The sequence below is a fragment of the Pseudomonas sp. NFPP25 genome, from assembly GCF_900116505.1.
Taxonomy (GTDB): Bacteria; Pseudomonadota; Gammaproteobacteria; order Pseudomonadales; family Pseudomonadaceae; genus Aquipseudomonas; species Aquipseudomonas protegens.
In genome coordinates this window covers 851,131-862,895 of the sequence record NZ_FPBG01000002.1, presented here as the reverse complement: position 1 = coordinate 862,895, position 11,765 = coordinate 851,131, and the positions used below count along the sequence as shown (strand labels likewise).

9 protein-coding genes are annotated in these 11,765 nt (G+C 65.5%); 5 read left to right on the top strand and 4 right to left on the bottom strand.

Annotated features, from left to right (window positions below):
- Positions 1–2: 2 nt before the first annotated feature.
- The 3 genes from BM382_RS11025 to pap all read right to left on the bottom strand — a co-directional run bounded on the left by BM382_RS11025 (position 3) and on the right by pap (position 3,911).
- A complete protein-coding gene (locus BM382_RS11025; RefSeq protein WP_019093385.1) occupies positions 3–962 on the bottom strand; it encodes a DMT family transporter in 960 nt (319 codons plus the stop codon).
- 147 nt (positions 963–1,109) lie between these two features.
- Positions 1,110–2,294, bottom strand: coding sequence for a thiolase family protein (locus BM382_RS11020; protein WP_011062600.1), 1,185 nt, complete (start codon positions 2,292–2,294; stop codon positions 1,110–1,112).
- A gap of 102 nt (positions 2,295–2,396) precedes the next feature.
- A complete protein-coding gene (gene pap / locus BM382_RS11015; RefSeq protein WP_065365449.1) occupies positions 2,397–3,911 on the bottom strand; it encodes a polyphosphate:AMP phosphotransferase in 1,515 nt (504 codons plus the stop codon).
- A 148-nt stretch (positions 3,912–4,059) separates the two neighbouring features.
- Between pap and mnmC the strand changes: the two genes are divergently transcribed.
- The 5 genes from mnmC to BM382_RS10990 all read left to right on the top strand — a co-directional run bounded on the left by mnmC (position 4,060) and on the right by BM382_RS10990 (position 11,383).
- Positions 4,060–6,036, top strand: a complete 1,977-nt coding sequence (gene mnmC / locus BM382_RS11010) for a bifunctional tRNA (5-methylaminomethyl-2-thiouridine)(34)-methyltransferase MnmC2/FAD-dependent 5-carboxymethylaminomethyl-2-thiouridine(34) oxidoreductase MnmC1 (RefSeq protein WP_072442812.1) — start codon at positions 4,060–4,062, stop codon at positions 6,034–6,036.
- Between the two features lie 203 nt (positions 6,037–6,239).
- Positions 6,240–8,012 carry an N-acetylglutaminylglutamine amidotransferase gene (locus tag BM382_RS11005; RefSeq protein WP_011062603.1) on the top strand — a complete coding sequence of 591 codons (1,773 nt, stop codon included), beginning with the start codon at positions 6,240–6,242 and terminating at the stop codon, positions 8,010–8,012.
- Positions 8,013–8,015: 3 nt separating this feature from the next.
- The gene (gene ngg / locus BM382_RS11000; protein WP_072442810.1) at positions 8,016–9,761 is read left to right on the top strand and encodes an N-acetylglutaminylglutamine synthetase; all 1,746 of its coding nucleotides are present in this window, start codon (positions 8,016–8,018) and stop codon (positions 9,759–9,761) included.
- A gap of 125 nt (positions 9,762–9,886) precedes the next feature.
- Entirely contained in the window at positions 9,887–11,071 is a 1,185-nt protein-coding gene (locus BM382_RS10995; RefSeq protein WP_015636583.1) for an osmoprotectant NAGGN system M42 family peptidase, read from the top strand.
- A gap of 84 nt (positions 11,072–11,155) precedes the next feature.
- Entirely contained in the window at positions 11,156–11,383 is a 228-nt protein-coding gene (locus BM382_RS10990) for a YheU family protein (protein WP_011062606.1), read from the top strand.
- Between the two features lie 36 nt (positions 11,384–11,419).
- On the opposite strand, the gene BM382_RS10985 is transcribed toward BM382_RS10990, so the two are convergent.
- Positions 11,420–11,752 carry a YnfA family protein gene (locus BM382_RS10985; protein ID WP_011062607.1) on the bottom strand — a complete coding sequence of 111 codons (333 nt, stop codon included), beginning with the start codon at positions 11,750–11,752 and terminating at the stop codon, positions 11,420–11,422.
- Positions 11,753–11,765 lie beyond the last annotated feature (13 nt).

The window sequence follows — 11,765 nt, the reverse complement described above, 5'->3', positions numbered from 1 at the left end:
GCTCAGCCCGCCGCAATCCGCTGCCGCCGCGCTCGCAACCCCGCCATCAACGACGGACCCAGTGCCGTCAGCGCCGACCCCAGCACCACCAGCAGCGCCCCGCCATAGCCCAGGCCATTGATCTGCTCGGCCTGCACATACTCGGGCCAGAGCCAGGCTGCCCAAGCCACCGCGACAAAGGTCACCAGCGGCGTAATGGCCAGGGTCGCGCTGACCCGCGACGCTTCCCAATGGGCCAGAGCCTCGGCAAAGGCGCCATAGGCAATCAGGGTATTGAGGCAGCACGCCAGCAACAGCCAACCCTGCAACGGGTTCAACTCCAGCGCCTCCAGCGGGTGAGCCCAAGGGGTGAGCAACAAGGCGCAGAACAGGTAGATCACCATCATTACCTGCAGGGAATTCCACACGCTCAGCAGTTGCTTCTGGCCCAGGGCGTAGAAGGTCCAGACCGCGGAAGCGGCAAGAATGGTCAGGACCCCCGCGGTGTAGTCGCTCAGGGAAGTCAGCAGTTCGCTCAGGCGCTGATTGAAGAACAGCCCAAAGCCGATCAGCAGCACCAGAAGCCCCAGGCCCTGGCCGAGGCTGAACCGCTCCTTGAATACGAACAGGCTGGCGATCAACAGCAGGATAGGCCCCATCTGCACCACCAGTTGCGCGGTGCCCGGGCTCAACAGATTGAGGCCCATGAGGTACAGCACGTAATTGCCTACCAGGCCACAGACCGAGATCGGCACCAGCCAGATACCCTTGGGCCCCAGCACTCGCCAGCGCGGCAGGCGCCCCACCGCCGCCAGGTAGGCCAGCAGGCAGCCACCGGACACCGTCAGGCGAAACCAGGTCACGGTGACCGGGTCCATCACTTGCAGTACCTGCTTGAGCTTGATGGGCAGGATGCCCCACAACAGCGCGGTCAGTAAGGCCAGGAACAGACCATAGACCCAGCGACCGGACGAAACGTGCATGCGAACCCCACAAGGCCTTACGAGCAAGGCTCACATACTAGGCCCGCGCCGGCAGCCGACACAGAGACAGTTGGCGACAAAGCGCAAACGGGATTGTGCAGGTCGCAAACCGGCCCCACGGGAGCCGGCTTGCCGACGAAGCGAAACCTAGCGTACCGCCTCGAACAACCCCGTGGCCCCCATGCCGCCACCCACGCACATGGTGACGATGCCATAGCGCAGGTTGCGCCGCTGCAGCTCGCGCACCAGATGCCCGACCTGACGCGAGCCGGTCATGCCGAACGGGTGGCCGATGGAGATCGAGCCGCCATTGACGTTGTAACGGGCGTTGTCGATCTCCAGGCGGTCGCGGGCATACAGGCACTGGGAAGCGAACGCTTCATTGAGCTCCCAAAGATCGATATCAGCCACGCTCAGGCCCTTGGCCTTGAGCAGCTTGGGCACCGAGAACACCGGGCCGATACCCATCTCGTCCGGCTCGCAGCCGGCCACGGTAAAGCCGCGGAAGAACGCCTTGGGCTTGAGCCCCAGGGCCAGGGCCCGCTCCAGGCTCATCACCAGGGTCATCGAAGCACCGTCGGACAGCTGCGAGGAATTGCCCGCCGTCACCGAACCGTCGTCGGCAAACACCGGCTTCAACGCCGCTAGGTTTTCCAGGGTGGTGTCGGGGCGGTTGCAATCGTCGCGGTCCACCACGCCATCAAGGATCTGCACCTCACCGGTGTTCTTGTCCTCGACCTTGTACTTGACCGTCATCGGCACGATCTCGTCGCTGAAAAGGCCGGCGGCCTGGGCCTGGGCGGTACGCTGCTGGCTTTGCAGGGAGTAGCGGTCCTGGGCTTCGCGGCTGACACCGTAGCGCCGGGCCACCACTTCGGCGGTCTGGCCCATGGGGAAGTAGATGCCCGGTACCTGCTCCTTGAGCAGCGGGTTGACCAGGTTTTCGGTGTTGACGCTCTTCATGGTCAGGCTGATGGATTCGACGCCACCGGCCACGATGATGTCGCTGCAGCCGGAGGCGATCTGGTTGGCGGCGATGGCGATCGCCTGCAGGCCCGAGGAACAGAAGCGGTTGAGGGTCATCCCCGCGGTGCCGGTGCCCAGGGCCGAGAGCACCGCGACGTTGCGCCCTATGTTGAAACCCTGGGCCCCTTCATTGGAGCCGGCGCCGACGATGCAGTCCTCGACACTGGCCGGGTCGATGCCGTTGCGGGCGAGCAGCGCATTGACGCAGTGGGCGGCCATGTCATCCGGACGGGTCTGGTTGAACTTGCCCCTAAAGGACTTGGCCAGGCCAGTCCGTACGCTGTCGACGATCACCACTTCACGCATGACGCACCTCATTGTTGTTGGCGGCAGGAAGAGCATCGAGCATAGATCCCCCTCCTGTCCCGCCGCGACAATCATTCACTGGGCGTATGCGCGACCATCGACCTACTTCTTGTCTTTCTTGTCGTGCTTGTCCGAGCGCTCGAACGCGGCTTCCAGGGCGCGGTTGATGGTGCGCAGAACCTTGACCCGGGCCCAGCGCTTGTCGTTGGCCTCCACCAGAGTCCAGGGCGACACCTCGGTGCTGGTGCGGTCGACCATGTCGCCGACGGCAGCGCGGTAATCGTCCCACTTGTCGCGGTTGCGCCAATCGTCCTCGGTGATCTTGAAACGCTTGAAGGGAATCTCCTCCCGGGCCTGGAAGCGCTCCAGCTGGGTGTCCTTGTCGATGGCCAGCCAGAACTTGACGACGATCACCCGGGCATCGGCCAACTGCTCCTCGAAGTCGTTGATCTCGCTGTAGGCCCGCAACCAGTCGGCGGGGCTGCAGAAGCCCTCGATGCGCTCCACCAGCACCCGGCCGTACCAGGAACGATCGAAGATGGTGAACTTGCCCCGGGCCGGGATATGCCGCCAGAAACGCCAGAGATAGGGCTGGGCGCGCTCCTCTTCCGTGGGCGCGGCAATCGGCACGATGCTGTACTGGCGCGGGTCCAGGGCCGCCGCGACCCGGCGGATGGCCCCGCCCTTGCCCGCCGCGTCGTTGCCTTCGAACACCGCCACCAGGGCGTGCTTGCGCATGCGCTTGTCCCGCAGCAGGCCGGCCAGGCGCGCCTGCTCGGTAATCAGTTGTTCTTCGTAGTCGTCCTTGTCCAGGTGCTGGGTCATGTCCAGGCTGTCCAGCAGGCTGAGCTGATCCACCGCCGGAGGCAGCGGCGCCGCGTTGACCTGGGTGGCTCGCAGGGGCTGGCGGTTCAGCGCGTTTTGCAGCCCTTCCAGGAGAATCCGCCCCACGGTAAGGCTGCGGTAATGCGGATCGACGCCCTCGATCACGTGCCAGGGCGCATAGTCGCGGCTGGTGCGGCGCAGCACGCGCTCGCCGTACTTGACGAACTTGTCGTAGGTTTCTGACTGCTGCCAGTCCAGCGGGCTGATGCGCCAGCTGTGCAGCGGGTCGTCCTGCAACGCCTTGAGGCGGGCCTTCATCTGTTTCTTGGACAGGTGGAACCAGAACTTGAAGATCAGTGCGCCTTCATCGCAGAGCATCTTCTCCAGGCGCTCGGCGCCGTTGATCGCCTGGTCCAGGCGCGGATCCTTGATCTCGCCATGGACCCGGCTCTGCAGCATCTGGCTGTACCAGTTGCCGAAGAACACCCCCATACGCCCCTTGGCCGGAAGCATCCGCCAGTAGCGCCAGGCCGGTGGCCGCGACAGTTCCTCGTCGGTCTGCTGGTCGAAGGTGCGCACCTCGATCAGCCGCGGGTCCATCCATTCGTTGAGCAGCTTGACCGTCTCGCCCTTGCCCGCGCCCTCGATCCCGTTGATCAGCACGATCACCGGAAAGTTCGCCTTCTGGCGCAGTTCGAACTGGGCTTCGAGCAAGGCCTCGCGCAACGCCGGCACCTCGGCATCGTAGGTTTCTTTGTCGATGGCGTGACCGATTTCAGCGGATTCGAACATGGGTGGCTCCCTTCCAAGAATTTTCCAAGACTAGCGGATCGACCTCGGCCAGGGAAAACAAATCCCCGAACCTGCAGCGCCTTGCCATGGATCAAGCGCCGCCGGCGCGATCGGCTAGAATGGCCGCCTTGCGCAACATGAGCCGAACATGATCCCTGAACTGCCCCACGCCCAGCTCGACTGGGACGACCAAGGACGCCCGCGCTCGCGGGTCTTCGACGATGTGTACTTCTCCAGCGAATCGGGCCTGGATGAAACCCGCCACGTGTTCATCGAACAGAACCGCCTGGGCCAGCGCTTTGCCGCCCTGACCGATGGCGAACGCTTCGTTATCGGTGAAACCGGCTTCGGCACCGGGCTGAACTTTCTCTGCGCCTGGCAGTTGTTCCAGCAACAGGCCCCGACCGGTGCCCGGCTGCATTTCGTCAGTGTGGAAAAGTACCCCTTGAGCTCTGCCGACCTGCAACGGGCCCTGGCCCTGTGGCCGGAACTGGCGAGCTTCTCTGCACCGCTGCTTGAGCAGTACGTGGCAGTGCATGGCGGCTTCCAGCGCATCGTGCTGGAGGGCGGGCGAGTGACCCTGACCCTGCTGATCGGCGATGCCCTGGAGCAACTGCCGCAACTGGACGCCCAGGTCGATGCCTGGTTTCTCGACGGTTTCGCACCGGCCAAGAACCCCGACATGTGGACCGCCGAGCTCTTCGCCGAACTGGCGCGCCTGGCCGCCCCAGGTTCCACTATCAGTACCTTCACCAGCACCGGCTGGGTGCGCCGGCTGCTGAACAGTGCCGGCTTCAAGATGAAACGCACCCCGGGCATCGGCCACAAATGGGAGGTACTGCGAGGCGAGTTCCTCGGCTGGCCGGAGGATGCGCCGGCGCCGGCCAGGGCCAGGCCCTGGTTCGCCCGCCCCCCGCGGCAAGAGAAGACCGCCCTGGTGATCGGCGGCGGGCTGGCCGGTTGTGCCAGCGCCGCCAGCCTGGCCGCCCGCGGCTGGCAGGTGCAATTGCTGGAGCGTCATGCAGAGCTGGCCCGGGAGGCCTCGGGCAATCCCCAGGGCGTGCTCTACCTCAAGCTCTCGGCCCACGGCACCGCCCTGTCGCAGATGATCCTCAGCGGCTTCGGCTATACCCGGCGCCAACTGGAGCACCTACAGCGCGGCCAGGACTGGGATGGCTGCGGCGTGCTGCAACTGGCCTTCAACGCCAAGGAAGCCGAGCGCCAGGCCCAACTGGCCGCGGCTTTTCCCGCCGACCTGCTGCACCTGCTGGACCAACCCCAAGCCCAGGCCCGGGCCGGTATCGGCCTTGAGCACGGAGGCCTGTTCTACCCCGAAGGTGGCTGGGTGCATCCGCCGGCCCTGTGCCAATGGCAGGCCAGCCACCCGCGGATCCAGGTCCTGGCACACCGGGAAGTCCTGGAACTGCGCCGGGTCGATGAGCAATGGCAAGCCTGGGACGGCGACCGGATGCTGGCCAGCGCCGCGGTGGTGATCCTCGCCGGTGCGGCCGAGATCAAGCGCTTCCCGGCCAGCGCCGACCTGCCCCTCAAGCGCATTCGCGGGCAGATCACCCGCCTGCCCCAGACCGCACAAAGCCAGAGCCTGGCCACGGTGGTCTGCGCCGAAGGCTACGTCGCCCCCGCGCGCCTGGGGGAACACACCCTGGGCGCCAGTTTCGACTTCAAGAGCCAGGACCTGACCCCCACCAGCGCCGAGCATGCCGGCAACCTGGAGATGCTGCGGGAAATCTCCAGCGACCTGCTGCACCGCCTGGGTGCCGAGCAACTGCCCCTGGACAGCCTGCAAGGCCGCGCGGCCTTTCGCTGCACCAGCTCGGACTACCTGCCCATCGTCGGCCCCCTGGCGGACCCGCTTGCCTTTGCCGAAACCTACGCCGCCCTGGGCAAGGATGCGCGCCAAGTGCCGGACCTGCCCTGCCCCTGGCTCGACGGCCTGTACATCAACAGTGGCCACGGTTCCCGTGGGCTGATCACCGCGCCGCTGTCCGGCGAGCTGCTGGCCGCCTGGCTGGAAAACGAGCCCCTGCCCCTGCCCAGAAGCGTGGCCGAAGCCTGCCATCCGAACCGTTTTGCCCTGCGTCGCCTGATTCGCGGCAAGGCCTGAAGCAGAGCGGCGGCGCTGATTTTCCAGCGCCGCCAATGGCCGCTGGCCAGCACCAAGCGCTACATCCAACCGTCTGCCCCCACTCAACTGCTTATAACCGATCGATCTAAAACTCCCGAGTTACGCACAGGTCAGTTTCCAGGTAGCCGCCCTTTTGACGGCGGCAGATTGACTCTCCCCAACGGAAAAACCGGTAAGGACTTATGTGCGGACTAGCTGGCGAATTACGCTTTGATCATCAACCTGCCGACCTGGCAGCGGTTGAACGAATCACCCACCACCTGGCCCCTCGCGGCCCGGACGCCTGGGGCTTTCACAGCCAGGGCCCGATTGCCCTCGGCCATCGACGGCTGAAAATCATGGACCTTTCGGACGGTTCGGCGCAGCCCATGGTCGACAACCAACTGGGCCTGTCCCTGGCCTTCAATGGCGCGATCTACAACTTCCCCGAACTGCGCGCCGAACTGGAAGCCAAGGGTTATGCCTTCTATTCCGGCGGCGACACTGAGGTGTTGCTCAAGGGTTACCACGCCTGGGGCGCGGACCTGCTGCCCAAGCTCAACGGCATGTTCGCCTTCGCCATCTGGGAGCGCGATGCCCAGCGCCTGTTCATCGCCCGCGACCGCCTCGGGGTCAAGCCGCTGTACCTGTCGCGCACCGGCCAGCGCCTACGCTTCGCCTCGGCCCTGCCGGCGTTGCTCAAAGGTGGCGACATCAACCCGTTGCTCGACCCCGTGGCGCTCAACCACTACCTGAACTTCCATGCCGTGGTGCCAGCACCGCGAACCCTGCTGGCAGGCATCGAAAAACTGCCGCCGGCCACCTGGATGCGTATCGAGGCCGACGGTCGCACCGAGCAGCAGACCTGGTGGACCCTGCCCTACGGCCCCCGTGCCGACGAAACCAACCTGACTCTGGAAGACTGGCGTGACCGGGTGCTGGACAGCACCCGTGAAGCGGTGGCCATCCGCCAACGGGCAGCGGTGGATGTGGGCGTGCTGCTGTCCGGCGGTGTCGACTCCAGCTTGCTGGTGGGCCTGCTGCGAGAGGTCGGGGTGGACAACCTGTCGACCTTCTCCATCGGCTTCGAGGACGCCGGTGGCGAGCGGGGCGACGAGTTCCAGTACTCCGACCTGATTGCCCGGCACTACGGCACCCGGCATCACCAGTTGCGCATCGACGAACGTGAAATCATCGAACAGTTGCCTGCGGCCTTTCGGGCCATGAGCGAGCCGATGGTCAGCCACGACTGCATCGCTTTCTACCTGCTGTCCCGGGAAGTGGCCAAGCACTGCAAGGTAGTGCAAAGCGGCCAGGGCGCCGACGAACTCTTTGCCGGCTACCACTGGTACCCGCAGGTGGACGGCGCCAGCGACCCCTACGCGGCCTACCGTGCGGCCTTCTTCGACCGCAGCTACGACGACTACGCGGCCACCGTACAACCGCAGTGGCTGACCGCCAACGATGCCGCCGGGGATTTTGTCCGCGAGCATTTCGCCCAGCCCGGCGCCGACGCAGCTGTGGATAAGGCCCTGCGCCTGGACAGCACGGTGATGCTGGTGGATGACCCGGTCAAGCGTGTGGATAACATGACCATGGCCTGGGGCCTGGAGGCGCGCACGCCGTTCCTCGACTACCGCCTGGTGGAGCTTTCGGCCCGGGTGCCGGCGCGCTTCAAGTTGCCGGACGGCGGCAAGCAGGTGCTCAAGGAAGCTGCGCGGCTGGTGATCCCCAGCGAGGTGATCGACCGCAAGAAAGGCTACTTCCCAGTGCCGGGCCTCAAGCACTTGCAGGGCGCGACCCTGGACTGGGTACGCGAACTGCTGCTGGACCCGAGCCAGGATCGCGGCCTGTTCAAGCCGGCCATGCTCGACCGCCTGCTGACCGATCCCCAGGGCCAGTTGACGCCCTTGCGCGGCTCCAAGCTGTGGCAACTGGCGGCATTGAACCTGTGGCTCAGCGAACAAGGAATCTGACCGATGAAAGCTCACGCCACGGCTTACAGCCAACGCCTGCTGCGCGGCCAGGCGCCGTCCTATGAACGCCTGCAGGCGCGCTTCGCCGAAGACGGCAGCGAACCCGGGTGCGAACCGATCGCGGTACATTGCGGTTGGGGCCGCCTGCTGATCGGCCATACCTTTCCCGACCCCACCAGCCTGGCCGGGGAGTTGCTCAACGAGCGACCTGGCGAGCGCGATATCGCTCTGTATGTGGCGGCGCCACAACAGGTGCTGGGGCTGGAACCGGCGCAACTGTTCCTCGACCCCTCCGATACCCTGCGCCTGTGGTTCAGCGATTACCGCCAGGCCACTCGGGTATTTCGCGGTTTCCGCATCCGTCGCGCCCAGAGCGAAGCCGACTGGCAAGCCATCAACCATCTGTACCAGGCCCGCGGCATGCTGCCCATCGACCCGCAACTGCTGACCCCGCGCCATCAGGGCGGGCCGGTGTACTGGCTGGCCGAGGACGAAGACAGCGGCGCGGTGATCGGCAGCGTCATGGGCCTCAATCACCACAAGGCCTACCAGGACCCGGAACACGGCAGCAGCCTCTGGTGCCTGGCAGTGGACCCCGACTGCAGACGCCCGGGCGTCGGCGAAGTGCTGGTGCGCCACCTGATCGAACACTTCATGAGCCGCGGCCTGAGCTACCTCGACCTGTCGGTGCTGCACGACAACCGCCAGGCCAAGAACCTCTACGCCAAACTCGGGTTTCGCACCCTGTCGACCTTCGCCATCAAGCGCAAGAACGGCATCAACCAGCCGCTGTTCCTCGGCCCCGGGCCCCAGGCGGAGTTCAACCCCTATGCGCGGATCATCGTCGAGGAAGCACATCGCCGGGGCATCGATGTTCAGGTGGATGACGCCGACGCCGGGCTGTTCACCCTCAGCCACGGCGGTCGCCGGGTACGCTGCCGGGAATCGCTGAGCGATCTCACCAGCGCCATCAGCATGAGCCTGTGCCAGGACAAGAGCCTGACCCACAAGGTGCTCAAGGGTGCTGGCTTGAACCTGCCGGCGCAGCAACTGGCGGGCAACGCCGATGACAACCTGGGCTTTCTCGACGAGCACCAGCGGGTGGTGGTCAAGCCCCTGGATGGCGAACAGGGGCAAGGCGTGGCGGTGGACCTGCGGACCATCGAAGAGGTGCAAAAGGCCATCGACCACGCCCGCCGCTTTGACAGCCGGGTATTGCTGGAAAGCTTCCACGAAGGCCTGGACCTGCGCATCCTGGTGATCGGCTTTGAAGTGGTGGCAGCGGCTATCCGCCGTCCCGCGGAAATCATCGGTGATGGTCAGCACTCCATCGGCGCGCTGATCGAAGCCCGCAGCCGTCGCCGCCAGGCGGCCACCGGCGGCGAGAGCAAAATCCCCCTGGACCAGGAGACCCAGCGCACCCTACACGCCGCCGGCTACGACTACAACAGCGTACTGGCCGCCGGGGAGCGGCTGTTTGTTCGGCGCACCGCCAACCTGCACACCGGCGGCACTCTGGAAGACGTCACCGGCATCCTTCATCCGACCCTGGCCGACGCCGCCATCCGCGCAGCCCGTGCCCTGGACATTCCCGTGGTGGGCCTGGACCTGATGGTGCCGGCGGCGGATCAACCCGAGTACGTGTTCATCGAAGCCAACGAACGCGCCGGATTGGCCAATCACGAACCGCAACCCACCGCCGAACGTTTTGTCGACCTGCTGTTTCCCCACAGCCAACCGGCGCCGTGATCCTTCGCCGGCAAGCCGGCTCCTACCCTCACTGGTAGGAGCTGGCTTGGCAGCGAAGGCGCCCCTGGCCCTCCATCCATGCCCTCATCGAAACCATCGATGGCCGTTTCTCATCAGGAGTTTCCATGACCCGCAAGATTCCCGAACCCGACCTCGCCTACCTGCAGAAAGTCCTCCTGGAAATGCTCGCCATTCCCAGCCCCACCGGCTTTACCGACACCATCGTGCGCTATGTCGCCGAACGCCTTGAAGAACTGGGCATCCCCTTCGAGCTGACCCGTCGCGGCACCATTCGCGCCACCCTCAAGGGCCAGAAGAACAGCCCGGATCGGGCCGTCTCGGCGCACCTGGACACCATTGGCGCCAGCGTGCGCGCGGTGAAGGACAACGGCCGCCTGACCCTGGCCCCGGTGGGCTGCTGGTCCAGCCGCTTTGCCGAGGGCAGCCGGGTCAGCCTGTTCACCGACAACGGCGTGTTGCGCGGCAGCGTCCTGCCGCTGATGGCCTCCGGGCACGCCTTCAACACCGCGGTGGACGAACTGCCCATCAGTTGGGACCACATCGAGCTGCGCCTGGATGCCTACTGCACCACCCGCGCCGACTGCGAATCCCTGGGGATAGGCGTGGGTGACTTTGTTGCCTTCGACCCCTTGCCCGAGTTCACCGAAAGCGGCCATATCAGCGCCCGGCACCTGGACGACAAGGCTGGTGTCGCCGCGCTGCTGGCCGCGCTCAAGGCCATAGTCGACAGCGGCGAGCCGCTGATGATCGACTGCCATCCGCTATTCACCATCACCGAAGAAACCGGCAGTGGTGCGGCAGCGGCCCTGCCCTGGGACGTCAGCGAGTTCGTCGGCATCGACATTGCCCCGGTCGCCCCGGGCCAGCACTCCAGCGAACATGCGGTGAGCGTGGCCATGCAGGACTCCGGTGGCCCCTACGACTATCACTTGTCCCGCCACCTGCTGCGCCTGGCCGGCGAACACGAGTTGCCGGTGCGTCGCGACCTGTTCCGCTACTACTTCAGCGACGCCCATTCGGCGGTCACCGCCGGCCACGACATCCGCACTGCGCTGCTGGCCTTCGGTTGCGACGCCACCCACGGCTATGAACGCACTCATATCGACAGCCTGGCGGCACTCAGCCGCCTGCTGGGGGCCTACATCCTCAGCCCGCCGGTATTTGCCAGCGACGCGCAACCGGCCCAGGGCTCACTGGACCGCTTCAGCCATCAACTGGAGCACGATGCACAAATGGAAAGCGATACCCGGGTGCCCTCGGTGGACAGCCTGGTGGGGCAGAAATCCTGAACCCGCCCCGGAGTTTGTGCACGCCCTGGCTGGCGGCACGGCCCCGGGCGCAGTAGGATCCCGGATTGTTTGCCGGAGGCCCCCATGCTGATTCCCCACGACCAACTTGAAGTCGACACCCTGACCCGCCTGATCGAGGACTTCGTGACCCGCGAGGGCACCGACAACGGTGATGAAACGCCCCTGGAGACCCGTGTGCTGCGGGTGCGCCAGGCCTTGACCAAGGGCCAGGCGGTAATCGTCTTCGATCCGGACAGCGAACAGTGCCAACTGATGCTCAAGCACGATGTGCCCAAGGAGCTGTTCGACTGACCCTACCCCCGGCCCAGCTTCTCTGGGCCGGGTTATTCAGCCATTGGAAAAGCGCGGGCCGAACAGAATCACACTGGCCCCGATCACGCACAGCGCCAGCCCCAGCCAATCCGAACCCAGGGGCCGTACCCGCTCCACCACCGCCAGCCAGCCAATCGAAGCGACGATATAGATGCCTCCGTAGGCGGCATAGGCGCGCCCGGCGTAGGTGGCCTCGACCTTGGTCAACAACAGGGCGAACAGGGTCAGGCTGACCAGCGCGGGAATCACCCACAAGGCACTCTTGCCCTGACGCAGCCACATCCAGAACGCATAGCAGCCGGCGATTTCAAACAGCGCGGCGAGGAAGAACCACAGGTAATTGAGCATGCAGGAACTCGTC

Bases quoted from the DNA above. Each gene is read 5' to 3' on its own strand.
- ngg (WP_072442810.1), top strand. From the start codon at position 8,016: ATGAAAGCTCACGCCACGGCTTACAGCCAACGCCTGCTGCGCGGCCAG.
- pap (WP_065365449.1), bottom strand. From the start codon at position 3,911: ATGTTCGAATCCGCTGAAATCGGTCACGCCATCGACAAAGAAACCTAC.
- BM382_RS11020 (WP_011062600.1), bottom strand. From the start codon at position 2,294: ATGCGTGAAGTGGTGATCGTCGACAGCGTACGGACTGGCCTGGCCAAG.
- mnmC (WP_072442812.1), top strand. From the start codon at position 4,060: ATGATCCCTGAACTGCCCCACGCCCAGCTCGACTGGGACGACCAAGGA.
- BM382_RS11005 (WP_011062603.1), top strand. From the start codon at position 6,240: ATGTGCGGACTAGCTGGCGAATTACGCTTTGATCATCAACCTGCCGAC.
- BM382_RS10985 (WP_011062607.1), bottom strand. From the start codon at position 11,752: ATGCTCAATTACCTGTGGTTCTTCCTCGCCGCGCTGTTTGAAATCGCC.
- BM382_RS11025 (WP_019093385.1), bottom strand. From the start codon at position 962: ATGCACGTTTCGTCCGGTCGCTGGGTCTATGGTCTGTTCCTGGCCTTA.
- BM382_RS10995 (WP_015636583.1), top strand. From the start codon at position 9,887: ATGACCCGCAAGATTCCCGAACCCGACCTCGCCTACCTGCAGAAAGTC.
- BM382_RS10990 (WP_011062606.1), top strand. From the start codon at position 11,156: ATGCTGATTCCCCACGACCAACTTGAAGTCGACACCCTGACCCGCCTG.